General features: G+C 71.1%; 23 protein-coding genes. 1 reads left to right on the forward strand and 22 read right to left on the reverse strand.

Annotated elements, in window-relative coordinates:
• Nucleotides 1–173: 173 nt before the first annotated feature.
• The 8 genes from pyrF to pyrR all read right to left on the reverse strand — a co-directional run bounded on the left by pyrF (nucleotide 174) and on the right by pyrR (nucleotide 10,232).
• Nucleotides 174–1,013, reverse strand: a complete 840-nt coding sequence (gene pyrF / locus AB0O53_RS23330; protein ID WP_350996728.1) for an orotidine-5'-phosphate decarboxylase — start codon at nucleotides 1,011–1,013, stop codon at nucleotides 174–176.
• Nucleotides 1,010–2,119, reverse strand: a complete 1,110-nt coding sequence (locus AB0O53_RS23335; protein ID WP_350996725.1) for a quinone-dependent dihydroorotate dehydrogenase — start codon at nucleotides 2,117–2,119, stop codon at nucleotides 1,010–1,012. Before AB0O53_RS23335 ends, pyrF begins: the two co-directional genes overlap by 4 nt.
• Before the next feature lie 99 nt (nucleotides 2,120–2,218).
• Complete coding sequence (carB, locus tag AB0O53_RS23340) at nucleotides 2,219–5,527, reverse strand: carbamoyl-phosphate synthase large subunit (RefSeq protein ID WP_350996722.1); 3,309 nt, start codon at nucleotides 5,525–5,527, stop codon at nucleotides 2,219–2,221.
• Complete coding sequence (carA, locus tag AB0O53_RS23345; RefSeq protein WP_350996720.1) at nucleotides 5,520–6,668, reverse strand: glutamine-hydrolyzing carbamoyl-phosphate synthase small subunit; 1,149 nt, start codon at nucleotides 6,666–6,668, stop codon at nucleotides 5,520–5,522. The genes carB and carA overlap by 8 nt, the downstream gene beginning before the upstream one ends.
• On the reverse strand, nucleotides 6,665–7,246 hold the full coding sequence (locus AB0O53_RS23350; protein ID WP_350996719.1) for a PH-like domain-containing protein: 582 nt from the start codon (nucleotides 7,244–7,246) through the stop codon (nucleotides 6,665–6,667). The genes carA and AB0O53_RS23350 overlap by 4 nt, the downstream gene beginning before the upstream one ends.
• Nucleotides 7,243–8,529 (reverse strand): dihydroorotase, encoded by a 1,287-nt coding sequence (locus AB0O53_RS23355; protein ID WP_350996716.1) that lies wholly within the window; start codon nucleotides 8,527–8,529, stop codon nucleotides 7,243–7,245. The genes AB0O53_RS23350 and AB0O53_RS23355 overlap by 4 nt, the downstream gene beginning before the upstream one ends.
• A gap of 2 nt (nucleotides 8,530–8,531) precedes the next feature.
• Nucleotides 8,532–9,527, reverse strand: a complete 996-nt coding sequence (locus AB0O53_RS23360; RefSeq protein ID WP_350996714.1) for an aspartate carbamoyltransferase catalytic subunit — start codon at nucleotides 9,525–9,527, stop codon at nucleotides 8,532–8,534.
• A gap of 129 nt (nucleotides 9,528–9,656) precedes the next feature.
• Nucleotides 9,657–10,232 carry a bifunctional pyr operon transcriptional regulator/uracil phosphoribosyltransferase PyrR gene (gene pyrR / locus AB0O53_RS23365; RefSeq protein ID WP_030656222.1) on the reverse strand — a complete coding sequence of 192 codons (576 nt, stop codon included), beginning with the start codon at nucleotides 10,230–10,232 and terminating at the stop codon, nucleotides 9,657–9,659.
• A gap of 287 nt (nucleotides 10,233–10,519) precedes the next feature.
• Between pyrR and bldD the strand changes: the two genes are divergently transcribed.
• Complete coding sequence (gene bldD / locus AB0O53_RS23370; protein ID WP_030026184.1) at nucleotides 10,520–11,020, forward strand: transcriptional regulator BldD; 501 nt, start codon at nucleotides 10,520–10,522, stop codon at nucleotides 11,018–11,020.
• Nucleotides 11,021–11,238: 218 nt separating this feature from the next.
• Here bldD and nusB read toward each other — a convergent pair whose 3' ends face one another.
• The 14 genes from nusB to AB0O53_RS23440 all read right to left on the reverse strand — a co-directional run bounded on the left by nusB (nucleotide 11,239) and on the right by AB0O53_RS23440 (nucleotide 24,281).
• Nucleotides 11,239–11,673: a transcription antitermination factor NusB gene (nusB, locus tag AB0O53_RS23375; RefSeq protein WP_030656221.1), complete on the reverse strand. Its 435-nt coding sequence runs from the start codon at nucleotides 11,671–11,673 to the stop codon at nucleotides 11,239–11,241.
• 2 nt (nucleotides 11,674–11,675) lie between these two features.
• Nucleotides 11,676–12,242: an elongation factor P gene (efp, locus tag AB0O53_RS23380; protein WP_030830204.1), complete on the reverse strand. Its 567-nt coding sequence runs from the start codon at nucleotides 12,240–12,242 to the stop codon at nucleotides 11,676–11,678.
• Nucleotides 12,243–12,301: 59 nt separating this feature from the next.
• A complete protein-coding gene (locus AB0O53_RS23385; RefSeq protein ID WP_350996708.1) occupies nucleotides 12,302–13,408 on the reverse strand; it encodes an aminopeptidase P family protein in 1,107 nt (368 codons plus the stop codon).
• Nucleotides 13,409–13,550: 142 nt separating this feature from the next.
• On the reverse strand, nucleotides 13,551–14,315 hold the full coding sequence (locus AB0O53_RS23390) for an AAA family ATPase (RefSeq protein ID WP_350996705.1): 765 nt from the start codon (nucleotides 14,313–14,315) through the stop codon (nucleotides 13,551–13,553).
• Nucleotides 14,316–14,407: 92 nt separating this feature from the next.
• A complete protein-coding gene (gene aroQ, locus AB0O53_RS23395; protein ID WP_350996702.1) occupies nucleotides 14,408–14,848 on the reverse strand; it encodes a type II 3-dehydroquinate dehydratase in 441 nt (146 codons plus the stop codon).
• Nucleotides 14,845–15,936 carry a 3-dehydroquinate synthase gene (gene aroB / locus AB0O53_RS23400; RefSeq protein WP_350996699.1) on the reverse strand — a complete coding sequence of 364 codons (1,092 nt, stop codon included), beginning with the start codon at nucleotides 15,934–15,936 and terminating at the stop codon, nucleotides 14,845–14,847. The genes aroQ and aroB overlap by 4 nt, the downstream gene beginning before the upstream one ends.
• The gene (locus tag AB0O53_RS23405) at nucleotides 15,933–16,451 is read right to left on the reverse strand and encodes a shikimate kinase (protein WP_350996697.1); all 519 of its coding nucleotides are present in this window, start codon (nucleotides 16,449–16,451) and stop codon (nucleotides 15,933–15,935) included. The genes aroB and AB0O53_RS23405 overlap by 4 nt, the downstream gene beginning before the upstream one ends.
• Nucleotides 16,448–17,632, reverse strand: coding sequence for a chorismate synthase (aroC, locus tag AB0O53_RS23410; RefSeq protein ID WP_350996694.1), 1,185 nt, complete (start codon nucleotides 17,630–17,632; stop codon nucleotides 16,448–16,450). Before aroC ends, AB0O53_RS23405 begins: the two co-directional genes overlap by 4 nt.
• Nucleotides 17,633–17,765: 133 nt before the next feature.
• Complete coding sequence (locus AB0O53_RS23415; RefSeq protein ID WP_350996692.1) at nucleotides 17,766–17,957, reverse strand: hypothetical protein; 192 nt, start codon at nucleotides 17,955–17,957, stop codon at nucleotides 17,766–17,768.
• 113 nt (nucleotides 17,958–18,070) lie between these two features.
• Entirely contained in the window at nucleotides 18,071–18,898 is an 828-nt protein-coding gene (locus AB0O53_RS23420) for a shikimate dehydrogenase (RefSeq protein ID WP_350996690.1), read from the reverse strand.
• 6 nt (nucleotides 18,899–18,904) lie between these two features.
• Nucleotides 18,905–20,665, reverse strand: coding sequence for an endolytic transglycosylase MltG (gene mltG, locus AB0O53_RS23425; protein ID WP_365197986.1), 1,761 nt, complete (start codon nucleotides 20,663–20,665; stop codon nucleotides 18,905–18,907).
• 129 nt (nucleotides 20,666–20,794) lie between these two features.
• Entirely contained in the window at nucleotides 20,795–21,265 is a 471-nt protein-coding gene (ruvX, locus tag AB0O53_RS23430; protein WP_350996685.1) for a Holliday junction resolvase RuvX, read from the reverse strand.
• Nucleotides 21,266–21,267: 2 nt separating this feature from the next.
• The gene (gene alaS, locus AB0O53_RS23435; protein WP_350996682.1) at nucleotides 21,268–23,937 is read right to left on the reverse strand and encodes an alanine--tRNA ligase; all 2,670 of its coding nucleotides are present in this window, start codon (nucleotides 23,935–23,937) and stop codon (nucleotides 21,268–21,270) included.
• Complete coding sequence (locus tag AB0O53_RS23440) at nucleotides 23,937–24,281, reverse strand: DUF6167 family protein (protein ID WP_060178506.1); 345 nt, start codon at nucleotides 24,279–24,281, stop codon at nucleotides 23,937–23,939. The genes alaS and AB0O53_RS23440 overlap by 1 nt, the downstream gene beginning before the upstream one ends.
• Between the last annotated feature and the right edge of the window lie 8 nt (nucleotides 24,282–24,289).

The raw sequence follows: 24,289 nt of genomic DNA on the forward strand, positions 1-24,289 counted from the left end.
AGCCTCCGCTGAACCGTACATCACGGACAAAATACCCCTGTTTTGTCCGGTGATGAGCGTTCGAATTTCGTCAGAAAGTGCGAGACCCCGCTCCGCGCGGATGCGGAGCGGGGTCCCCCAGGGGTCGCACAGGGGTCCCGCGGAGCCCTCCCGGGCGCCCTCGGCGGCACTCCTTACGCGGAAACGGCCTCGCGCACCTCGTCCGCGAAGCGCCGCGCCGAATCGCGAAGGGCGTTCACGTCCGGACCGTGCTTCAGGACACCGCGCGAGACGTTCGGGACCACGTTGCGCACGGCCTTGCCGAAGACCGCCGGCAGGTCCGCCGCGGTCGCGCCCTGCGCGCCGATGCCGGGGGCCAGGAGCGGCCCGTTGATGTCCAGGTCGAAGGAGGACAGATCGCCCAGGGTGGCGCCGACCACCGCGCCGAAGGAACCCATCGGGGAGGCGTCCGCGTTCTCCGCGGCCAGGTGCGCCAGCATCGTGGCCCCGATGGTCCGGCCGTCCTCGCGGACCGCCCGCTGGACCTCGGCGCCCTCCGGGTTCGAGGTCAGGGCCAGGACGAACAGGCCGGCGCCCGACGCGCGCGCCAGCTCGACCGCCGGGGCGAGGGAGCCGTAGCCCAGGTACGGGGACACCGTCAGGGCGTCGGAGAACAGCGGCGAGGCCGGGTCGAGGAAGGCGGAGGCGTACGCGGCCATCGTCGAGCCGATGTCGCCGCGCTTGGCGTCCATGACGACCAGGGTCCCGGCCGCCCGGGCGTCCGCGACGGTCCGTTCCAGGACGGCGACGCCCTTGGAGCCGAACCGCTCGAAGAAGGCGGCCTGCGGCTTGAAGACCGCCACCGACTCCGCGAGCGCCTCGACGACCGTGCGGGAGAAGCGCTCCAGGCCCGCGATGTCGTCCTTCAGGCCCCACTGCGCCAGCAGGGCGGCGTGCGGGTCGATGCCCACGCAGAGCGGGCCGCGGGAGTCCATGGCGGCGCGCAGGCGGGTGCCGAACGGGGTGAGGGTCACTGTGCGGCCTTTCGGGTCTCGGCGCCCACCGCGTCGGCGAGGGTCGCGTACGGGCTGGCGGCCAGGCGCGCGGCCAGGCCCTTGTGGATGGCGCGGGCGTAGAAGGGGCCCTCGTAGATGAAGGCGCTGTAGCCCTGGATCAGCGTGGCGCCGGCCAGGATCCGCTGCCAGGCGTCCTCGGCGTTCTCGATGCCACCGACGCCCACCAGCACCAGACGGTCGCCCACGCGGGCGTACAGGCGGCGCAGGACCTCCAGGGAGCGCTCCTTGACGGGTGCGCCGGAGAGCCCGCCGGTCTCCTTGACCAGGGACGGGGCGGACTTCAGGCCGAGGCCCTCGCGGGCGATGGTGGTGTTCGTGGCGATGATGCCGTCGAGGCCGAGCTCCAGGGCCAGGTCGGCGACGGCGTCGACGTCCTCGTCCGCGAGGTCGGGGGCGATCTTGACGAGCAGGGGGACTCGGCGGTCGGTCACGGTGCGGTCCGCGGCCTCGCGCACGGCCGTCAGCAGCGGGCGCAGCGATTCGGTGGCCTGGAGGTTGCGCAGGCCGGGGGTGTTCGGGGAGGAGACGTTGACGACGAGGTAGTCGGCGTGGCGGGCGAGGCGCTCGGTGGAGGTGACGTAGTCCCCCACGGCCTCCTCCTCGGGCACGACCTTCGTCTTGCCGATGTTGACGCCGACGGTGGTGCGGAAGACCGCCTCGCGGGCCGCCAGGCGGTCCGCGACGGCCGCCGAGCCCTCGTTGTTGAAGCCCATGCGGTTGATCAGGGCGCGGTCCGGGACGAGCCGGAAGAGCCGCTTCTTGGGGTTGCCGGGCTGCGCCTGGGCGGTGACCGTGCCGATCTCGACGTGGTCGAAGCCGAGCATCGACATGCCGTCGATGGCGACGGCGTTCTTGTCGAAGCCGGCCGCGAGGCCGAAGGGGCCGTGCATGCGCAGGCCCAGGGCCTCGGTGCGCAGCTCCTTGTAGCGGGGCGCCAGGGCGGCCGCCACGAAGGTGCGCAGCACGGGCGTGCGGGCCGCGAGGCGGATCCAGCGGAAGGCCGTGTAGTGGGCGGCCTCCGGGTCCATCCGCTTGAAGACCAGGTTGAAGAAGATCTTGTACATCGTCCGGTTTACCCCTTGAATCCCTTGTGCGCTCTGAAGGACCTCATGAAAGGGGGGACACCGGTCGCTGTCGCCGGTGCCCCCCTTTCGTACGGGCTGCTAGTCGCGGGCCGCGGTCAGGTGCTCCGCGTGCTCCTGGAGGGAGCGGACGCCCACGTCGCCGCGGTTGAGCGCGTCGATGCCCTGGACGGCCGCGGCGAGCGCCTGGACCGTCGTCAGGCACGGGACGCCGCGGGCCACGGCCGCCGTGCGGATCTCGTAGCCGTCGAGGCGGCCGCCGGTGCCGTACGGGGTGTTGACGATCAGGTCGACCTGGCCGTCGTGGATCAGCTGGACGATGGTCTTCTCGCCGCCCGGGCCCTCGCCCTCGCTGAGCTTGCGCACGACGGTGACGTTGATGCCGTTGCGGCGCAGGACCTCGGCGGTGCCGGAGGTGGCCATCAGCTCGAAGCCGTGGGCGACGAGCTCGCGGGCCGGGAAGATCATCGAGCGCTTGTCGCGGTTGGCGACGGAGATGAACGCGCGGCCCTTGGTGGGCAGCGGGCCGTAGGCGCCGGCCTGCGACTTGGCGTAGGCGGTGCCGAAGACGGCGTCGATGCCCATGACCTCGCCGGTGGAGCGCATCTCCGGGCCGAGGACGGTGTCCACGCCGCGGCCGTGGATGTCGCGGAAGCGCGACCACGGCATGACGGCCTCCTTGACGGAGATCGGCGCGTCGATCGGCAGGGTGCCGCCGTCGCCGGTCTTCGGGAGCAGGCCCTCTTCGCGCAGCTCGGCGATGGTGGCGCCGAGCGAGATGCGGGCGGCGGCCTTCGCGAGCGGGACGGCGGTGGCCTTCGAGGTGAAGGGGACGGTCCGGGAGGCGCGCGGGTTGGCCTCCAGGACGTAGAGGATGTCGCCGGCCATCGCGAACTGGATGTTGATCAGGCCGCGGACGCCGACGCCCTTGGCGATGCCCTCGGTGGAGGCGCGCAGGCGCTTGATGTCGTAGCCGCCGAGGGTGATCGGGGGCAGGGCGCAGGCCGAGTCGCCGGAGTGGATGCCGGCTTCCTCGATGTGCTCCATGACGCCGCCGAGGTAGAGCTCGTTGCCGTCGTAGAGGGCGTCGACGTCGATCTCGATGGCGTCGTCGAGGAAGCGGTCGACCAGCACGGGGCGGGTCGGGGAGATCTCGGTGGACTCCGCGATGTACGACTCCAGGCGGGTCTCGTCGTAGACGATCTCCATGCCGCGGCCGCCGAGCACGTAGGACGGGCGCACCAGGACCGGGTAGCCGATCTCGTCGGCGATCGCCTTGGCGCCGGCGAAGGTGGTGGCGGTGCCGTGCTTGGGGGCCGGCAGGCCGGCCTCGGCGAGGACCCGGCCGAAGGCGCCGCGGTCCTCGGCGGCGTGGATGGCCTCGGGCGAGGTGCCGACGACGGGCACGCCGTTGTCCTTGAGGGCCTGCGCGAGGCCGAGGGGGGTCTGGCCGCCGAGCTGGACGACGACGCCCGCGATGGGGCCGGCGAGGGACTCGGCGTGAACGATCTCCAGCACGTCCTCGAGCGTCAGCGGCTCGAAGTACAGGCGGTCGGAGGTGTCGTAGTCGGTGGAGACCGTCTCCGGGTTGCAGTTGACCATCACGGTCTCGTAGCCGGCGTCGCTGAGGGCGAAGGAGGCGTGGACGCAGGAGTAGTCGAACTCGATGCCCTGGCCGATGCGGTTCGGGCCGGAGCCCAGGATGATGACCGCGGGCTTCTCGCGCGGGGCGACCTCGGACTCCTCGTCGTAGGAGGAGTAGAAGTACGGGGTCTTCGCGGCGAACTCGGCGGCGCAGGTGTCGACCGTCTTGTAGACCGGGCGGACGCCGAGGGCGTGGCGGACCTCGCGGACGACGTCCTCGCGCAGGCCGCGGATCTCGGCGATCTGCGCGTCGGAGAAGCCGTGGCGCTTGGCCTCGGCGAGCAGCTCGGGCTCCAGCTTCTCGGCGCCGGCGAGCTCGTCGGCGATCTCCTTGATCAGGAAGAGCTGGTCGACGAACCAGGGGTCGATCTTCGTGGACTCGAAGACCTCTTCCTGGGTGGCGCCGGCGCGGATGGCCTGCATGACGGTGTTGATGCGGCCGTCGGTGGGGCGTACGGCGGTGGCGAGGAGCTCGGCCTTGTCGCCGGGCTCGCCGACGAAGGTGAACTGCGAGCCCTTCTTCTCCAGGGAGCGCAGGGCCTTCTGGAGGGCCTCGGTGAAGTTGCGGCCGATGGCCATGGCCTCGCCGACCGACTTCATGGTCGTGGTGAGGGTGGCGTCGGCGAGCGGGAACTTCTCGAAGGCGAAGCGCGGGGCCTTGACGACGACGTAGTCGAGGGTCGGCTCGAAGGAGGCCGGGGTCTTCTCGGTGATGTCGTTGGGGACCTCGTCGAGCGTGTAGCCGATGGCCAGCTTGGCGGCGATCTTGGCGATCGGGAAGCCGGTGGCCTTCGACGCGAGCGCCGAGGAGCGCGAGACGCGGGGGTTCATCTCGATGACGATGACGCGGCCGTCGACCGGGTCGATCGCGAACTGGATGTTGCAGCCGCCGGTGTCGACGCCGACCTCGCGGATGATCGCGATGCCGATGTCGCGCAGCCGCTGGTACTCGCGGTCGGTGAGCGTCATGGCCGGGGCGACGGTGATCGAGTCACCGGTGTGGACGCCCATCGGGTCGAAGTTCTCGATGGAGCAGACGACGACCACGTTGTCCTTGGTGTCGCGCATCAGCTCCAGCTCGTACTCCTTCCAGCCGAGGATGGACTCCTCCAGGAGCACCTCGGTGGTCGGGGAGAGCGTGAGGCCCTGGCCGGCGATGCGGCGCAGCTCGTCCTCGTCGTGGGCGAAGCCGGAGCCGGCGCCGCCCATGGTGAAGGAGGGGCGGACGACGACGGGGTAGCCGCCGAGGGTGTCGACGCCCTTGATGACGTCGTCCATGGAGTGGCAGATGACCGAGCGGGCGGACTCGCCGTAGCCGATCTTGGCCTTGACGGCCTCGACGACGCCCTTGAAGAGGTCGCGGTCCTCGCCCTTGTTGATGGCCTCGACGTTGGCGCCGATGAGCTCGACGCCGTACTTCTCCAGCACACCCTGCTCGTGCATGGAGATGGCGGTGTTGAGCGCGGTCTGGCCGCCGAGGGTGGGGAGCAGCGCGTCGGGGCGCTCCTTCGCGATGATCTTCTCGACGAACTCGGGGGTGATCGGCTCGACGTACGTGGCGTCGGCGATCTCCGGGTCGGTCATGATCGTCGCGGGGTTGGAGTTGACCAGGATGACGCGCAGGCCCTCGGCCTTGAGGACGCGGCAGGCCTGGGTGCCGGAGTAGTCGAACTCTGCGGCCTGTCCGATGACGATCGGGCCGGAGCCGATGACCAGGACGGACTGGATATCGGTGCGCTTAGGCACGCTCGGCCTCCATCAGGGATACGAAGCGGTCGAAGAGGTACGCGGCGTCGTGCGGGCCGGCGGCCGCTTCGGGGTGGTACTGGACGGAGAAGGCCGGCTGGTCGAGCAGCTGGAGGCCTTCGACGACCTGGTCGTTCAGGCAGACGTGGGAGACCTCGGCGCGGCCGTAGGGGGTCTCGGAGACCTTGTCGAGGGGCGCGTCGACGGCGAAGCCGTGGTTGTGCGCGGTGACCTCGACCTTGCCGGTGGTACGGTCCTGGACCGGCTGGTTGATGCCGCGGTGGCCGTACTTCAGCTTGTAGGTGCCGAAGCCGAGGGCGCGGCCGAGGATCTGGTTGCCGAAGCAGATGCCGAAGAGCGGCGTCTTGCGCTCCAGGACGCCCTGCATGACGGCGACGGGGCCGTCGGCGGTGGCCGGGTCGCCCGGGCCGTTGGAGAAGAACACGCCGTCGGGGTTGACGGCGTAGACGTCCTCGACGGTGGCGGTGGCGGGCAGCACGTGGACCTCGATGCCGCGCTCGGCCATGCGGTGCGGGGTCATGCCCTTGATGCCGAGGTCGACGGCGGCGACGGTGAAGCGCTTCTCGCCGATGGCGGGGACGACGTACGTCTCCTTGGTGGCGACCTCGGCGGAGAGGTTCGCGCCCTTCATCTCGGGCTGCGAGCGGACCTTGGCCAGCAGGGCCTCGTCGCGGATGCCGACCCAGGACTCGCCGGAGAAGATGCCGACGCGCATGGCGCCGCGCTCGCGCAGGTGGCGGGTCAGGGCGCGGGTGTCGATGCCGGAGATGCCGACGACGCCCTGCTTGACGAGCTCCTCGTCGAGGGTGCGGCGGGAGCGCCAGTTGGAGGGGACGCGTGCGGGGTCGCGCACGACGTAGCCGGAGACCCAGATGCGGGAGGACTCGGGGTCCTCGTCGTTGACGCCGGTGTTGCCCACGTGGGGGGCGGTCATGACGACGACCTGGCGGTGGTACGACGGGTCGGTGAGGGTCTCCTGGTATCCGGTCATGCCGGTGGAGAACACGGCCTCGCCGAAGGTCTCCCCCACTGCGCCGTAGGCGCGGCCGCGGAAGATGCGGCCGTCCTCCAGGACGAGTACGGCGGGAGCTTTGGCTGCTCCCCTGGTGGAGGTCGTCATCGTTCGGCGCCTTCCGTCGTGATGGATGAGTTCATGAGGTTGATCGCTTCGACCCATGCGGCGTGTTCGGCCGCGCGGTCGGAGCGGAATCCGGAGTCGATCAGCTTGTCGCCGTGCGCCCATGTGACGACGAGGAGACCGCCCTCGGTGAGTACCTTGCCCGCGATTCCCTTGTCGAGGCGGGCGCCGCGCAGCTGCGCGGCCGGTACGAAGAAGTCGCCTGCACCCGGTCGGACCACGTCCAGGCCCGCGTCGGTGAGCGTGAGCTCGACGCGGCTGCGGACGCCGAGGCCGTGGGCGACGATCCGGTCGAGCCACTGCCCGGCGGTGGTCGACCCGTGGTATCGGCCGGTGAGTGCCAGCCGGTGCTCGGGGAGTCCGTCGGGGGCGGCGGGGAGCTCGGGCAGATCGTTCTGCAGGGCCCCTCGCCATTTCCAGCCCTGCCGCATCAGCCAGTACACGAACGCGATGAAGACGACCAGGCCGATCACCCATGCGATGCGGGCGCCTACGTTGGTCACCTCCGCCGACTGTCGTTCGGCGGCCTCGGCGGCCAGTTGGATTACTGCAGGTGTCACGCCAGTGTCCCGTCCACGACCGTTGCCCGGCCCCGCAGGAAGGTGTAAGTGACGCGTCCCGGCAGCTCACGGCCCTCGTAAGGCGTGTTGCGGCTGCGGGAGGCGAAGTGTGCGGGGTCCACGACACCACGGTACGAGGTATCGACCAGGGTCAGGTTCGCGGGTTCACCTGCCGAGACGGGACGGCCGTGGTTCTCGAGACCGCCGATGCGGGCCGGGGCGAAGCTCATGCGCTCGGCGACGCCCGCCCAGTCGAGCAGTCCGGTCTCCACCATCGTCTGCTGGACGACGGAGAGCGCGGTCTCCAGGCCGACCATGCCCATGGCGGCGGCGGCCCACTCGCAGTCCTTGTCCTCGTGCGGGTGCGGGGCGTGGTCGGTGGCGACGATGTCGATCGTGCCGTCGGCGAGGGCCTCGCGCAGGGCCGTGACGTCGCGCTCGGTGCGCAGCGGCGGGTTGACCTTGTAGACCGCGTTGTAGCTGCGGACGAGCTCGTCGGTGAGGAGCAGGTGGTGCGGGGTGACCTCGGCGGTGACGTCGATGCCGCGGGACTTGGCCCAGCGGACGATCTCGACGGAGCCGGCGGTGGAGAGGTGGCAGATGTGGACGCGGGAGCCGACGTGCTCGGCGAGGAGGACGTCGCGGGCGATGATCGACTCCTCGGCGACGGCGGGCCAGCCGCCGAGGCCGAGCTCGGCGGAGACGATGCCCTCGTTCATCTGGGCGCCCTCGGTGAGGCGGGGCTCCTGGGCGTGCTGGGCGACGACGCCGCCGAAGGCCTTCACGTACTCCAGGGCGCGGCGCATGATCACGGCGTCGTCGACGCACTTGCCGTCGTCGGAGAAGACGGTGACACGGGCGGCGGACTCGTGCATGGCGCCGAGCTCGGAGAGCTGCTTGCCCTCCAGGCCGACGGTGACGGCGCCGATGGGCTGGACGTCGCAGTAGCCGGACTCCTTGCCCAGGCGCCATACCTGCTCGACGACGCCGGCGGTGTCGGCGACGGGGAAGGTGTTCGCCATGGCGAAGACGGCGGTGTAGCCGCCGGACGCGGCGGCGCGGGTGCCGGTCAGGACGGTCTCGGAGTCCTCGCGGCCGGGCTCGCGCAGGTGGGTGTGCAGGTCGACGAGGCCGGGGAGGAGGACCTGGCCCTCGGCCTCGATGACGGTCGCGCCCTCGGCGGACAGGCCGGTGCCGACCTCGGCGATGGTCTCGCCGTCGATCAGGACGTCCTGCGCCTCGCCGCCGAGTACCTTCGCGCCACGGATAAGGATCTTGCTCATGGTTACTTGGTCTCCTCGGTGCGGGCGGGGGCGGCGGGGGTGGTCGTGACGGCGGGCTCGGAGCCTCCGAGCAGCAGGTAGAGGACGGCCATCCGGGTGGAGACGCCGTTGGCGACCTGCTCGACGGCCGTGCAGCGGTCGGAGTCGGCCACCTGGGCGGTGATCTCCATGCCGCGGTTCATCGGGCCGGGGTGCATCACGATGGCGTGCTCGGGCATCTTGGCCATGCGGTCGCCGTCGAGGCCGTAGCGGCGGGAGTACTCGCGCTCGGTCGGGAAGAAGGCGGCGTTCATGCGTTCGCGCTGCACACGCAGCATCATCACCGCATCGGACTTCGGCAGCACGTCGTCGAGGTTGTACGAGACCTCGCACGGCCAGGTCTCGACGCCGATCGGGACCAGGGTGGGCGGGGCCACCAGGGTGACCTCGGCGCCGAGGGTGTGCAGCAGGTGGACGTTGGAGCGGGCCACGCGGCTGTGCAGGACGTCGCCGACGATGGTGATGCGGCGGCCGGTGAGGTCCTTGCCGAGGCCTGCGTCGCGGCCGACGAGGCGGCGGCGCATGGTGAAGGCGTCCAGCAGGGCCTGGGTGGGGTGCTCGTGGGTGCCGTCGCCGGCGTTGACGACGGCGGAGTCGATCCAGCCGGAGGTCGCGAGCCGGTAGGGGGCGCCGGAGGCGTGGTGGCGGATGACGACGGCGTCGGCGCCCATGGCCTCCAGGGTCAGCGCCGTGTCCTTCAGGGATTCGCCCTTGGAAACGGAGGAGCCCTTGGCGGAGAAGTTGATGACGTCGGCGGAGAGCCGCTTGGCGGCCGCCTCGAAGGAGATCCGGGTGCGGGTCGAGTCCTCGAAGAAGAGGTTGACGACGGTGAGGCCGCGCAGGGTGGGCAGCTTCTTGATCGGCCGGTCCGCGACGCGGGCCATCTCCTCGGCGGTGTCGAGGATCAGGACGGCGTCGTCGCGCGTGAGGTCGGCGGCCGAGATGAGGTGGCGCTTCATCTGGATGGCTCCGTAGGTCGGGAGGGCATGAGGCAGGCGGACTGACGTGCAGCGGACTGACGTGCAGGGGTGCGAGCGGGCAGGGCAGGGCTAGGCGCGGACCCCGCCGGGGTCCGTCGTCGTGGTGGGCTACTGCCCTGCTGCCTGGGCGGTCCGCTGGCCGAGCAGCACGGCGTCACGGCCGTCCTCCTCCTGGAGCTGGACCTTGACGGTCTCCCGCAGCGACGTGGGGAGGTTCTTGCCGACGTAGTCGGCGCGGATCGGCAGTTCGCGGTGGCCGCGGTCGACGAGGACGGCGAGCTGCACGGCGCGGGGGCGGCCGAGGTCGCCGAGGGCGTCGAGCGCGGCGCGGATGGTGCGGCCGGAGAAGAGGACGTCGTCGACGAGGACGACGAGGCGGCCGTCGAGGTCGTCGCCGGGGATCTCGGTGCGACCGATCGCGCGGGCGGGCTTCATCCGCAGGTCGTCGCGGTACATGGTGATGTCGAGGGAGCCGACCGGGATCTTCGTGCCGGTGATCTCTTCGAGCTTGGCGGCCAGCCGGCGGGCGAGGTACACACCGCGGGTGGGGATGCCGAGGAGCACCACGTCGTCGGCGCCCTTGGCGCGTTCGACGATCTCGTGGGCGATACGGGTCAGGACCCGGGCGATGTCCTGCGCCTCCAGTACGGGGCGCGCGGAATCGGAGTTCTGCTGGGCGTCCATGAAAAGGACCTCCTTCTCCGCCTCACGGGACGGACCTTAAAGGACGTCTGATGTACGTCTCACACGGTACCAGGGCGGCGGTGGTGGGTCGGCACCCGGGGGTGGCGCGGGGGCGCTCACGGGGCTGCTGGCGCCGCCCTCGCGGGGGGACGGAGACCATTCGGCTTGACGCACCCAAGTAACGCTGCGTAACCTCACAGTGAGTTACCAGCCGCGCGGCGGAGCCGCACGTAGTTATGTAGTCGCAGTGTCCATGCAGTCACAGCGTCACAGCGTCCGGGAGCGTTATGTCCAGCGAATACGCCAAACAGCTCGGGGCCAAGCTCCGCGCCATCCGCACCCAGCAGGGCCTTTCCCTCCACGGTGTCGAGGAGAAGTCGCAGGGCCGTTGGAAGGCCGTGGTGGTCGGGTCGTACGAGCGCGGTGACCGCGCCGTGACCGTCCAGCGCCTTGCCGAACTGGCGGACTTCTACGGGGTGCCGGTGCAGGAACTGCTGCCGGGCACGACTCCCGGCGGGGCGGCCGAGCCGCCGCCGAAGCTGCGCCTCGACCTGGAGCGCCTGGCGGGCGTCCCCGCCGAGAAGGCCGGCCCGCTGCAGCGTTACGCGGCGACGATCCAGAGCCAGCGCGGGGACTACAACGGCAAGGTGCTGTCGATCCGCCAGGACGACCTGCGCACCCTGGCCGTCATCTACGACCAGTCGCCCTCGGTCCTGACCGAGCAGCTCATCAGCTGGGGCGTGCTGGACGCGGACGCCCGTCGCGCGGTGGCGCACGAGGACGTCTGATCCTCGGGCCCCACACCAGCAGAAACGTTACCGGTGGCGGCCGGACCCTTGCGGGGGTCCGGCCGCCACCGGTTTTTCGTCTCCTGCCCCTTGTCCGTCCCCCGCGCCCCCGGCGGCGGGAGGGGACGGCGGCGGCACGACGGAAGGGCCCGCAGCGTGTGCGCTGCGGGCCCTTCCGTACGGCGGTGCCGGTGCTGCTGTGGTGCGGCGGCGTGCGGTCAGCTCTCGCTGCGCCGCAGGCTCGGCTTCAGGTCCTTGAAACGGGCCAGCAGCCCGTTCACGAACGAGGGGGACTCGTCCGTCGAGAACTCCTTGGCCAGCTGGACGGCCTCGTCGATGGCCACGGCGTCCGGGGTGTCGTCCACCCAGATCAGCTCGTAGGCACCGAGCCGCACGATGTTCCGGTCCGCGACCGGCATGCGGTCGAGGTCCCAGTCCACGGCGTAGGTGACGATCAGGTCGTCGATGCGGTTCACCTTGTCGGCGTAACCCTCGACGAGATCCATCGTGAAGGCGCTGACCGGCGGCTGCCGGTCGTCCGACCGCGCGTGGCGGATCCAGTCCGCGAGGACCTCGCGGACGGACACCCCGCGCTGGTCGGCCTCGAAGAGGATCTGGAAGGCGCGCTTGCGCGCGTTGCTCCGGGCAGCCACGGTTAGCTGTTCACCCGGCCGAGGTAGTCGCTGCTGCGGGTGTCGACCTTGACCTTCTCGCCCGTGTTGACGAAGAGCGGGACCTGGATCTCGTGGCCGGTCTCCAGGCGCGCCGGCTTGGTGCCGCCGGTGGAGCGGTCGCCCTGGACGCCCGGGTCGGTGTGCTCGATGACGAGCTCGACGGCGGCCGGGAGCTCGACGTAGAGCACCTCGCCCTCGTGCTGCGCCACGGAGGCGGTGAAGCCCTCGATGAGGAAGTTGGCGGCGTCGCCGACGGCCTTCTTGTCGACCATCAGCTGGTCGTAGGTCTGCATGTCCATGAAGACGAAGTACTCGCCGTCCATGTAAGAGAACTGCATGTCACGGCGGTCGATGGTGGCCGTCTCGACCTTCGTGCCGGCGTTGAAGGTCTTGTCGACGACCTTGCCGGAGAGCACGTGCTTGAGCTTGGTGCGCACGAAGGCCGGGCCCTTGCCGGGCTTGACGTGCTGGAACTCGACGACGGACCAGAGCTGGTCACCGTCGAGCTTGAGCACCATGCCGTTCTTGAGGTCGTTCGTGGAAGCCACGGTTGCGGAATCTCCTGCACTGGAAGACCACGGGTGCGCGCACAACCCGGCAGTGCGGGCTAGAGCGCGAGCAGCTCCTTGGTCGTAATGGTGAGTAGCTCGGGACCGCCGTCCGCCTCGGGGCGTACGACGAGCGTGTCATCGATCCGGACACCTCCCCGGCCGGGGAGGTGAACCCCCGGTTCGACGGTGACCGGCACGCAAGCGTCCAGTTTACCCATTGCCGTAGGTGCAAGCTGCGGGTCCTCGTCGATTTCGAGGCCGACCCCGTGTCCCGTCCACGGAGCGAGGGCCTCCGCGTGCCCGGCGGAGTCCAGTACGGACCGGGCCGCGTGGTCGACCTCGCGGTAGGCGGCCCCCGGCAGCAGCGCCTCGCGGCCCGCCCGCTGGGCGGTGAACACGCAGTCGTAGAGCTCGATCTGCCAGTCGGCGGGGGTGGTGCCGATGACGAAGGTCCGGCCGATCTCGCACCGGTAGCCGCGGTAGTTGGCGCCCAGGCAGACCGAGAGGAAGTCGCCCTCCTCCACCCGGCGGTCGGAGGGCCGGTGCCGGGAGCGCCCGGAGTGCGGACCGGTGCCCACGGAGGTCGGGAAGGCCGGGCCGTCCGCCCCGTGGTCGACCAGGCGCCGCTCCAGCTCGAGGGCCAGGTGGCGTTCGGTGCGCCCGACGAGGATGGACTCCAGCAGCTCGCCCAGCGCCTGGTCGGCGATCTCGGCGGCGATCCGCAGGCAGGCGATCTCCCCCTCGTCCTTGACGAGGCGCTGCTGCTCGACGGCCGTCCCGAGGTCCGCGAGGCGCAGTTTGGGCGCGACGGAGCGCAGGGCCCGGTGCCGGGCGACGGTGAGGTGGTGCTCCTCCACGGCGAGCGAGTCGGCGCGCACGGCGGAAGCGGCGTCGGCCGCGGCGACCGCGGGGTCGCCGCCCCGGGCGGCCAGGACGGTGACGCGGAGGTGTTCGTCGAGGCGGCCCTCGTCGGCCTCGCCGGTGGGTGCGCCGACGCAGAACATCGCGTCGTCGGTCGGTCCGACGAGGAGTACGGCGCCGAGCGGTGACGCCCCGGAGAGGTAGCGGACGTTCGCCGGACGCGTGATCAGCGCGGCGGCGTTCCCCGCGGCGGCGCATCGGTCGCGAAGCAGGCCCCGACGGGCGGCGTACACGTCTGACATGTCTTCGAGCGTACGAGCGCCCCGCGGATCCGGCCCGGCGAGCGCGTCCGGACGGGGCGCGGTACGGGGTCCCGTACGGGCGCGGTACGGGCGCCCGTACGGGAGGGCCGCGCGCTGCGGGACCCGCTCCCCCGCGGGGCGGTCACCAGCCGCTGGGCGCCGGCATGGCCCTGGCCAGGGCCTCGTCGAGGGCACGGGCGGTGCCTTCGACGTCGAGGTGGGAGTTGTCGATGATCGGCAGCCCGGAGCCGTACCAGCCGGCCATCCGGCCGTGGATGCGGGCGACCTCCTCGTCGGAGAGGCGGCGGTTCCCGGAGCGCTCGGCGTTGCGCTCCAGGACGATCTCCAGGCCGGGCAGGAGCACGACCGGCAGCAGGGCGGGGCCCACGTGCCGCTTCCAGCCGCCGAGGCCCACCACGGGCCGGTCGGGGAAGACGGCGTCGTCGAGGATGCACGAGATGCCGTTGGCCAGGTAGTTGCGGGCCGCGAAGCCGCAGGTGCGGCGGGCGAGCCGGTACTGCGCCTCGGAGTGCTCGTTCCATCCGGCCTGCGGGTCGGCGAAGCCGGAGCAGACCCATTCGCGCACGTCGTCGAGGCTGATGTGGGCGGTCGGCACGGGCCGGGTGCTGGCCCAGTGCCGGGCCACGGTGGTCTTCCCGGCGCCGGCCGGCCCGATCAGCAGGACCGCGAGCACGGCGCCGCCGGTTCCCGCCACCGCGGGCGGCAGCGGGATGTGCCCCGTGGCCTCCGGTACGGGCGCCACCTGCGGTGGGACCGGCTGCTGGGACGGCGGCGGGGGCGGGGGCGAACCCGGCCAGCCCTGCGCCGGGGGTATGGGCGGTTGCGGGGGCGCCGAAGGACTCTGCCCCGGCTGCCCCCAGGCCCCGCCACCCACTCCTTGGTGCATCCGCTGCCACTCCGTCTCGTTCCTGCGACTGATGCGAGAACGTTATATGACCGCGGAGGCCCGGCCGTCCACCAGGCCGCCGGGCGGGTGTCTCAGGCGTCGGTCTCGTCGGCCAGCGCACGCAGCGCCAGCCGGTAGGAGCCGATCCCGAAGCCTGCCACGGTCCCGGTCGCCACGGCGGCGATGACCGAGGTGTGCCGGAACTCCTCGCGGGCGTACGGGTTCGAGATGTGCACCTCGATCAGCGGCGCCGTGCGCTGCGCGGCCGCGTCCCGCATGCCGTACGAGTAGTGGGTGAAGGCCCCCGGGTTGATGACCACGGGGAGCTTCCCGTCCGCCGCCTCGTGCAGCCAGCGGATCATCTCGCCCTCGTCGTTGGTCTCGCGGACCTCGACGTCGAAGCCGAGTTCCTCGCCGAGCGCGCGGCAGCTGTCCACGAGTCCCGCGTACGAGGTGGCCCCGTACACGTCGGGCTCGCGCGAGCCGAGCCGGCCCAGGTTCGGGCCGTTCAGAACGAGGACGCGGCGGCTCACGCCGACACCTCGCCGTAGGCGGCGATCAGGTGCGCGGGGTCGGGGCCCTCCAGGACGGTCGGCTTGCCCAGTCCGTCCAGGACGATGAAGCGCAGCAGGTTGCCGCGGGACTTCTTGTCGACCTGCATGGTCTGGAGCAGCTTGGGCCACTGGTCGCCGCGGTAGGTCAGCGGCAGCCCGACCGAGGCGAGGACCGCCTTGTGCCGGTCGGCGGTGGCGTCGTCGAGGCGGCCGGCGAGCCGGCCGAGTTCGGCGGCGAAGACCATGCCGACCGACACGGCCGCGCCGTGCCGCCACTTGTAGCGCTCGTTCTTCTCGATGGCGTGCGCGAGGGTGTGGCCGTAGTTGAGGATCTCCCGCAGCCCCGATTCCTTGAGGTCGCTGGAGACGACGTCCGCCTTGACCTGGATGGAGCGCACGATCAGCTCCGCGGTGTGCGGGCCCGCGGGCGTACGGGCCGCCTGCGGGTCCTCCTCGATGAGGTCGAGGATCTTCGGGTCGGAGATGAATCCGGCCTTGATGATCTCGGCGAGGCCGCTGACGTAGTCGTTGACCGGCAGCGATTCCAGCGCCGCCAGGTCGCAGAGCACTCCGGCGGGCGGGTGGAAGGCGCCGACGAGGTTCTTGCCCTCGGCGGTGTTGATGCCGGTCTTGCCGCCGACGGCCGCGTCGACCATCGCCAGGACCGTGGTCGGTACGGCGACCCAGCGCACGCCCCGCAGCCAGCCGGCCGCGACGAAGCCCGCGAGGTCGGTGGTGGCTCCGCCGCCGACGCCGACGATGACGTCGGTACGGGTGAAGCCGGACTGGCCGAGCGCCTTCCAGCAGTACGCGGCGACCTCGATCGTCTTGGCCTCTTCGGCGTTCGGCACCTGGATGGCGATCGCCTCGTAGCCCTGGTCGGCGAGGTCGTCGCGCAGGGCCTCACCGGTCGAGGCGAGGGCCTCGGGGTGGATCACGGCGACCCGCTGGGCCTTCGTACCGATCAGGGAGCCGAGCTCGCCGAGCAGCTGCTGCCCGACCAGCACGTCGTACGGCTCATGGCCGGCGCTTCCGCCGACGTGGATCCGCGTCACCTGGTCTGTCATACGTCCTTCAACTCCAGAGCGTCGAGGACCGCCTGGGCGACCTCTTCGGGGGTGCGGTCGTCGGTGGCCACGACGACGCGCGCGACTTCGGTGTACAGGGGGCGCCGGGCGTCCATCAGTTCGCGCCACTGGCGGCGCGGGTTGACGGCGAGCAGCGGGCGCGCTGTGCCGAGGCCCACGCGCCGTACGGCTTCCTCCACGTCCATCGAGAGGTAGGCGACGGGCCGGCCCGTGAGCAGTTCGCGGGTGCCCTCGTCGAGGACGGCGCCGCCGCCGAGGGCGAGGACTCCGGTGTGCTCGGCGACGGCGGCCGCGACGGCCTGCCGCTCCAGCTCACGGAAGTACGGCTCGCCCTCGTCGACGAAGATGTCGGAGATCGGCCGGCCCTGGGCCGTGACGATGTCCGCGTCGGTGTCCCGGTAGGGGACGCCGAGCCGCTCGGCGAGCAGCGCCCCCACCGTGGACTTGCCGGACCCCATGGGCCCGACGAGGACGACGAGCGGTCCGCCCGTCACCGGATCTGCAGGTTGTCGAGGTAGGCCTGGACGTTGCGGCGGGTCTCGGGGACCGAGTCGCCGCCGAACTTCTCGACGACGGCGTCGGCCAGCACGAGGGCGACCATCGCCTCGGCGACGATGCCCGCGGCCGGCACGGCGCAGACGTCGGAGCGCTGGTGGTGGGCCACGGCCGCCTCGCCGGTGGCGACGTCGACGGTCGCCAGGGCACGCGGGACGGTCGCGATGGGCTTCATCGCGGCGCGGACGCGCAGCAGCTCGCCGGTGGTCAGGCCGCCCTCGGTGCCGCCGGAGCGGCCGGAGGTGCGCTTGATGCCCTCGGGGGTGGAGACGATCTCGTCGTGCGCCTTCGAGCCGGGCACGCGGGCGAGCTCGAAGCCGTCGCCGACCTCGACGCCCTTGATGGCCTGGATGCCCATGAGGGCGGCGGCGAGGCGGGCGTCGAGCCGGCGGTCCCAGTGGACGTGCGAGCCGAGGCCGACCGGGACGCCGTAGGCGAGGACCTCGACGACGCCGCCGAGGGTGTCGCCGTCCTTGTGGGCCTGGTCGATCTCGGCGACCATCGCCTTGCTGGCGTCGGCGTCGAGGCAGCGCACCGGGTCGGCGTCGAGCTTCTCCACGTCGGCCGGGGTCGGGTAGACGCCGTACGGGGCCTTGGCCGCGGCCAGCTCGACCACGTGGGAGACGATCTCGATGCCCGCGACCTCCTTGATGAAGGAGCGGGCGACGGCGCCGAGGGCGACGCGGGCGGCGGTCTCACGGGCGCTGGCGCGCTCCAGGATCGGCCGGGCCTCGTCGAAGCCGTACTTCTGCATGCCCGCGAGGTCGGCGTGGCCGGGGCGCGGGCGGGTCAGCGGCGCGTTGCGGCCGGTCTCCTTCAGGAGCGAGGGGTCGACCGGGTCGGCCGACATCACGGTCTCCCACTTGGGCCACTCGGTGTTGCCGATCATGACCGCGACCGGGCCGCCCTGGGACAGGCCGTGGCGGACGCCGCCGAGGAAGGTGATCTCGTCCTGCTCGAACTTCATGCGGGCACCGCGGCCATAGCCGAGCCGGCGCCGGGCCAGGTGATCGGCCACCAGCTCGGTGGTGACCGGGACGCCGGCGGGAAGACCCTCCAGCGTCGCGACCAGTGCCGGTCCGTGCGACTCTCCCGCGGTCAGCCAACGCAACCTGCTCAACGATGCTCCTCATGCTCGCGCCTGGTACTGCGACGGCGCGATCGGGTGCGCGGCCCGGACCCGCCTCACCCGAATCCTCCCACGTCCGGAGGGGTTCCACGGGCCCCGGTCCAACTGTCGGACGCCCCGCTGGTCAGCGGACCCGGCCGCGGCGCACGCGGAGCCAGGTGATCGCCGTCCACACGGCGACGGAACCCACGAGTCCGAGAACCAGGACCTTGGCCCAGACCGGCAGGTCCCCGAAGGCCACTCTGATCGCGCCGAACAGGATGAAGGGGATGTCCCACTTCGATGCGAGTGCCTGATCCGTGTCCGCCCCGTCCATCCCAACCCCCTGTAAAAGTGCAGGTGAACAGGGTAACGGGCGATATTACCGACGAGTAGGCGCAATCCCGCCAAGATCGTCGGCCGGGCGGGACCGCCCTCGGCGCCGCGGCCTCAGTGGGATCCGGAAAGGGCCGCGAGGCCCGCCCGCCGCATCACTTCGAGGGGCGCCGGGGAGCGGCCGGTCATCTGCTCGACCTGGAGGACCGCCTGGTGCACCAGCAGGTCCAGGCCGCCCAGGAGATTGCCCCCGCGCTGCGACCAGGCGGCGGCCAGGGCCGTGGGCCAGGGGTCGTAGAGGACGTCGAAGAGGGTGCCCGGGGCGTCCGGAACCGCCGCGGCCAGTTCGTCGGTGGCTCCGGCCGGGGTGGTCGCGATGACCAGGGGGGCCCGGAGCGCACCGGCCGCCTCGGACCAGTCGGCCGTGCGGACGGCCACGCCGAGCCGCTCGCCCCACTGCCGCATCTCGTCGGCGCGCGCCGACGAGCGGACGTACGCCGTGACCTCGCCGGTGCAGATCCGCGAGAGCGCGGCGAGGGCCGAGGAGGCGGTGGCCCCGGCGCCGAGGATGGCCGCCGAGGACACCTTCTCGACGCCGCGCTCGTGCAGCGCGGCGACGATGCCGGGGATGTCGGTGTTGTCGCCGAGGCGCCGGCCGTCCTCGGTGAGGACGACCGTGTTGACCGCCTCGACGGAGGCCGCCGTGTCGCTGACGCCGTCCAGCAGCGGGATGACCGCCCGCTTGAGCGGCATGGTCAGCGACAGCCCGGCCCACTCGGGACCGAGCCCGGAGACGAACCCCGGGAGCGCGGCCTCGTCGATCTCGAAGCGGTCGTACGACCAGTCGACGAGGCCCAGCTCCCGGTACGCGGCACGGTGCAGTACCGGTGAGAGCGAATGCTCGATGGGCGAACCCAGCACCGCGGCCCGTATCCGTGTCATGTCCTGCTACCCGCCGTTCTTCTGCTTCTGCCGTTCCTGGAACTCGGCCACGAGCTTGAGGTGCTCGTCGTAGGTCTTGGTGAAGGTCGTCGTGTTGCCGTCGACCGACACGAAGAACATCCAGCCGCCGTGGTCCGGGTTGAGCGTAGCGGTCAGCGCGTCCATGCCCGGGTTGCCGATCGGGCCGACCGGCAGGCCCTTGATGAAGTGGGTGTTGTACGGGTTGTTGAAAGCCTGGGCTTCCTTGAGGTTGAAGTTGATCTCGCTCTGGTTCTTGACGTAGTTGTACGTCGAGTCGAACTCGATCTTCTGGTTCGTGACGTCGTTGGTCTTCTTCATGCGGTTGTAGACGACCTCGGACATCTTGCGGAAGTCGTCGTGGTTCTTGCCCTCGGCGTTCACGAGGCTGGCGACCGTGACGACCTGCAGCGGGTTCTCCAGCCCCAGCTCCTTGGCCTTGGCCTCGATGCCCAGCTCGGCGTACTTGTCGGAGGCGTTCTTGACCATCAGCTTGAGCAGCGACTCGGGCGTGCTGTCCTTGCTGAGGTCGTAGCGCGTCGGGAACAGGAAGCCCTCGAGCGGGTCGATGAGCTTGGGGTTGTTGCCGGCCCAGGCCGGCAGTCCCAGGTTCTTGGCCTCGCGCTGGGCGATCTCCTTGGTGGTGCCCTCCGGCTTGCCCAGCTTCTTGTCGATCGCCTCGTACACCTTGGAGTTGCGCATGCCCTCGGTGACGGTGATGACGTTGAGCTTGGTGGGGTCGATCATCAGCGCGACGGCGGCCGCACCCGACATCTTCTTGTTCATCGGGTAGACGCCGGGCTGGATGGACTTGCCCTTGGGGTTGGCGTTCGCCGCGTCGACGAAGGCCTGGGCGCTGGCCACGACGCCGGCTTCCTTGAGGATGCGGCCCATCTGGCCCAGGCCCGCGCCCTTGGGGATCTCGACGTCGACGACCTCGCCGGCGCCCTCGCCCGCGAAGTCCTCGGCGGGGGCGAACCGCGCCTTGATGTAGTTGTAGCCGTAGTAGCCGCCACCGCCCACCACGCCGAGGATGACCACGGCCGCGATCAGGCAGGCCATGCCGCTGCGCTGCTTGGGCTTGCCGCCCTTCGAACGGCCGCCGCGCCGGCCCGGGGGCTCGTCGCCGTCGCCGTCGTCCTCACCGTCGCGACCGCCTGCGCCGCCGACGGGGAGCTCGCTCTCGGGCTCCTCCTCCTGCTCGACCGGTTCCGGCTCCAGGTGGCGCCGGCCCGGGGGCTGCGGAGGCGGGTAGGCCCCGTCCGTGCCGTAGAGGTCCGGGGTCTCCCCCGGATATCCGGCGGACGGGTGCTGGGCGTAGTCCGCCCCCGCGTACGGGTCGGTCTGCACCGCGGCCGTGTACTGGCCCTGGCCGGTGTCCCAGCCCTGGCTGTCGTACACCGGCTGCTGGGGCTGGCCCGGCTGCTGCGCGTACTGCTGCTGGGGGTACTGCTGCTGGGCCGGGGCCTGCTGGGGGGCGTACCCCTGCTGCGGCTGCTGCTGCTGGGCGTACTGCTGCTGCCCGTACTGCTGCTGCTGGTAATCGGGGTACTGCTGGTACTCCTGGTACTGCGGCTGCTGGGGGTGCTGCTGCTGGTACTGGGGCTCCTGCTGGTACTCCTGCTGCGGAGCACCGGCGTACGGCACCTGGCCCTGCTGGGTCTGGTGCCCGGTCCACCCCTGGTCCCCGTACAAGGGGTCCTCGGGGTGCCAGGGTTCGGGGCCACGGCCCCGGCCATACTCAGTCATCGGTCCCCTAGTGCCGCGAGACGCAAGGCCACGGACTCCTTCGTCCGTGGCGCCCGGTTCCGCCTCTTTGACGGTGGGCGACGGCTGTTCGAATGCCGTCTCATCGCGCGGAACGTTACCGTATCGCGATCAGACAACCACTTCGACGCACTCGCCAGGCGGATTACCTGATACCCGTTCGGTCTCAAGAGCGTTCTGAAGGATGATCACAGCGGCGGCCTGATCGATCACCGATCTGCCCTTCTTCGCGTTCCTGCCGGAGGCCCGCAGCCCCTGGGCGGCGGTGACCGTGGTCATCCGCTCGTCCACCAGACGGACCGTCACCGGCTTGATGCCCTTGGCCAGTTCGTTCGCGAAGGCGCGCACCTTGGCCGCGGCCGGCCCCTCCCGCCCGCTGAGCGAGCGGGGGAGGCCGACCACGACTTCGAGGGGCTCGTACTCCTCGACGAGCTGCCGCAGCCGCCGGTGGGCGAAGGGGATGTCCCGGCCCGGAACGGTTTCCACCGGTGTGGCCAGGACCCCGTCGGGGTCGCAGGACGCGACCCCGATCCGGGCGTCCCCGACGTCGATGGCCAGTCGGCGGCCGCGGCGCAGGCTCATCGTCAGACCGTCTCGACGACGAGGCGCTCGACGGCGCTGATGGCCTCCGGGACCGCGGCCGGGTTCTGGCCGCCGCCCTGGGCGACGTCCTGCTTGCCGCCACCGCCGCCACCGAGGGTCTTGGCCGCCGTACGGACCAGGTCGCCGGCCTTGAGGCCGCGCTCACGGGCGGCCTCGTTGGTGGCGATCACGGTCAGCGGGCGGTCGTTGGCCACGGTGAAGAGGGCCACGACGGCCGGGCGGTCACCCGGGATGCGGCCGCGGACGTCGAGGACCAGCTTGCGCAGGTCGTCGGCGCCGATGCCGTCCGCCACCTGGCCGACGACGAGGGCGACGCCCTTGATGTCCTGGGCGTTCTGGGCGAGCCCGGCGGCGGCCTGGAGGACCTTCTCCGCGCGGAACTTCTCGATCTCCTTCTCGGCGTCCTTCAGCTTGCCGAGCATGGAGGCGATCTTCTCCGGCAGCTCCTCCGGACGGCCCTTGACCAGCTCCTGGAGCTGGGCGACGACCGTGTGCTCCTTGGCGAGGAAGTTGTACGCGTCCACGCCGACGAGGGCCTCCACGCGGCGCACGCCGGAACCGATGGAGGACTCGCCGAGCAGCTTGACCAGACCCAGCTGGGCCGTGTTGCCGACGTGCGTGCCGCCGCACAGCTCCTTGGAGAAGTCGCCGATGGTCACGACGCGGACCCGCTCGCCGTACTTCTCGCCGAACTCGGCGATGGCGCCCTGCTTCTTCGCCTCGTCGATGCTCATGATCTCGGCGGTGACTTCGAGCTCGCGCGAGAGCACGTCGTTGATCTTCTGCTCGACGTCGGTGAGGACCGAGCCGGGGACGGCGTTCGGGGAACCGAAGTCGAAGCGGAAGCGGCCCGGGCTGTTCTCCGAACCGGCCTGGGCGGCGGTCGGGCCGAGGGCGTCGCGCAGCGCCTGGTGGGTCAGGTGCGTGGCCGAGTGGGCGCGGGCGATGGCGCGGCGGCGCCTGACGTCGATGGCGGCGTACGCGGAGGCGCCCACCGTCACCTCGCCGACCTGGACCGATCCCTTGTGCACGGAGACACCCGGGACGGGCTGCTGGACGTCGCGGATCTCGATGACGGCGCCGGTGTCGAGCTTGATGCGGCCCTGGTCGGCGAGCTGGCCGCCGCCCTCGGCGTAGAAGGGGGTGCGGTCGAGGACGACCTCGACCTCGTCGCCCTCGGAGGCGGCGGGCGCGGAGACGCCGTTGACCAGGAGGCCGACGATGGTGGACTCGCCCTGGGTGGTGGCGTAGCCGGTGAACTCGGTGGCGCCGGAGCCGTCGGCGATCTCCCGGTAGGCGGACATGTCCGCGTGGCCGGTCTTCTTGGCCTTGGCGTCGGCCTTGGCGCGGTCGCGCTGCTCCTGCATCAGGCGGCGGAAGCCGGGCTCGTCCACGGAGAGGCCCTGCTCGGCGGCCATCTCCAGGGTGAGGTCGATCGGGAAGCCCCAGGTGTCGTGGAGCAGGAACGCCTTGTCGCCGGAGAGGACCGTGCCGCCGGCGGCCTTGGTCTCGGTGACGGCGGTGTCGAGGATGTTGGTGCCGCCCTTGATGGCCTTCAGGAAGGCGGCCTCTTCGGCGAGGGCGACGGTCTCGATGCGCTTGCGGTCGGTGATGAGCTCCGGGTACTGCTGGCCCATCGTCTCGATCACGACGTTGATCAGGTCCTGGACGACCGGACCGGTGGCGCCCATGAGGCGCATGTTGCGGATGGCGCGGCGCATGATGCGGCGCAGCACGTAGCCGCGGCCCTCGTTGCCGGGGGTGACGCCGTCGCCGATGAGCATGGTCGAGGTGCGGATGTGGTCGGCGACCACGCGCAGCGAGACGTCAGTGTGCTGGGCGGCGCCGTACTGCACGCCGGTCAGCTCGGTGGCCTTGTCCATGACCACGCGCAGGGTGTCGGTCTCGTACATGTTCTGCACGCCCTGCAGGATCATCGCGAGGCGTTCGAGGCCGAGACCGGTGTCGATGTTCTTCGACGGCAGGTCGCCGAGGATCGGGAAGTCTTCCTTCCCGTCGCCGGCGCCGCGCTCGTACTGCATGAAGACCAGGTTCCAGATCTCCACGTAGCGCTCGTCGTTGACGGCCGGGCCGCCCTCGACGCCGAACTCGGGGCCGCGGTCGTAGTTGATCTCGGAGCACGGGCCGCAGGGACCCGGGACGCCCATGGACCAGAAGTTGTCCTTCTTGCCCAGGCGCTGGATGCGCTCGGCCGGGACGCCGATCTTGTCGCGCCAGATCTGCTCGGCCTCGTCGTCGTCGAGGTAGACGGTGATCCAGAGCTTCTCCGGCTCCAGGCCGTAGCCGCCGTCCGCCACGGAGCTGGTGAGCAGCTCCCAGGCGTACTTGATGGCGCCTTCCTTGAAGTAGTCGCCGAAGGAGAAGTTGCCGCACATCTGGAAGAACGTGCCGTGGCGGGTGGTCTTGCCCACCTCTTCGATGTCCGGCGTGCGGACGCACTTCTGGACGCTGGTGAGCGTCGGGGCCGGCGGCTTGGTCTCACCCAGGAAGTAGGGCTTGAAGGGCACCATGCCGGCGGGCACCAGCAGCAGAGTCGGGTCGTCCGCGATGAGCGACGCCGAAGGGACAACGGCGTGACCGCGCTCCTCGAAGAAGCTCAGCCAGCGGCGGCGGATTTCAGCCGACTCCATCAGTGGTCCTCATTCCGGTTGTACGAAAGCTTTGGTCGGTTGTCGATCTGGTGGTTCTCGATGGCCCGCAGCCGCCGCGGCCCGGGGAGGGCGGTGACGTTGTCGGGCCGGTCGGGGTCCTGGTGGAGCCCCAGTGCATCGTTCAGCTCGTCCTCGCGCTGCGTCATTCCCGCTTTGACGTCGAGGGCGAAGTCCTTGAGGCGGTGCCCCGCCTCCACGGCCTTGTCGGCGGCCTGGGCGGCGAGGCTCTCCGGCGTCAGCTTCTTGAGCTGCCGGTTGACCTTGGTGGTGGCCCACACGCCGGCGGCTGCGCCGGCGGTGAACCAGAAGGCTCGGCGGAACATCGGCGGTC

Source organism: Streptomyces erythrochromogenes, from assembly GCF_040684695.1.
GTDB classification, from domain to species: domain Bacteria; phylum Actinomycetota; class Actinomycetes; order Streptomycetales; family Streptomycetaceae; genus Streptomyces; species Streptomyces erythrochromogenes_C.

Excerpts from the sequence above, each read along its gene's own strand:
- AB0O53_RS23335 (WP_350996725.1), bottom strand. The coding sequence starts at position 2,119 with ATGTACAAGATCTTCTTCAACCTGGTCTTCAAGCGGATGGACCCGGAG.
- carA (WP_350996720.1), bottom strand. The coding sequence starts at position 6,668 with ATGACGACCTCCACCAGGGGAGCAGCCAAAGCTCCCGCCGTACTCGTC.
- AB0O53_RS23355 (WP_350996716.1), bottom strand. The coding sequence starts at position 8,529 with ATGAGCAAGATCCTTATCCGTGGCGCGAAGGTACTCGGCGGCGAGGCG.
- AB0O53_RS23360 (WP_350996714.1), bottom strand. The coding sequence starts at position 9,527 with ATGAAGCGCCACCTCATCTCGGCCGCCGACCTCACGCGCGACGACGCC.
- pyrR (WP_030656222.1), bottom strand. The coding sequence starts at position 10,232 with ATGGACGCCCAGCAGAACTCCGATTCCGCGCGCCCCGTACTGGAGGCG.
- bldD (WP_030026184.1), top strand. The coding sequence starts at position 10,520 with ATGTCCAGCGAATACGCCAAACAGCTCGGGGCCAAGCTCCGCGCCATC.
- AB0O53_RS23385 (WP_350996708.1), bottom strand. The coding sequence starts at position 13,408 with ATGTCAGACGTGTACGCCGCCCGTCGGGGCCTGCTTCGCGACCGATGC.
- AB0O53_RS23390 (WP_350996705.1), bottom strand. The coding sequence starts at position 14,315 with ATGCACCAAGGAGTGGGTGGCGGGGCCTGGGGGCAGCCGGGGCAGAGT.
- aroB (WP_350996699.1), bottom strand. The coding sequence starts at position 15,936 with ATGACAGACCAGGTGACGCGGATCCACGTCGGCGGAAGCGCCGGCCAT.
- AB0O53_RS23415 (WP_350996692.1), bottom strand. The coding sequence starts at position 17,957 with ATGGACGGGGCGGACACGGATCAGGCACTCGCATCGAAGTGGGACATC.
- AB0O53_RS23420 (WP_350996690.1), bottom strand. The coding sequence starts at position 18,898 with ATGACACGGATACGGGCCGCGGTGCTGGGTTCGCCCATCGAGCATTCG.
- mltG (WP_365197986.1), bottom strand. The coding sequence starts at position 20,665 with ATGACTGAGTATGGCCGGGGCCGTGGCCCCGAACCCTGGCACCCCGAG.
- ruvX (WP_350996685.1), bottom strand. The coding sequence starts at position 21,265 with ATGAGCCTGCGCCGCGGCCGCCGACTGGCCATCGACGTCGGGGACGCC.
- alaS (WP_350996682.1), bottom strand. The coding sequence starts at position 23,937 with ATGGAGTCGGCTGAAATCCGCCGCCGCTGGCTGAGCTTCTTCGAGGAG.
- AB0O53_RS23440 (WP_060178506.1), bottom strand. The coding sequence starts at position 24,281 with ATGTTCCGCCGAGCCTTCTGGTTCACCGCCGGCGCAGCCGCCGGCGTG.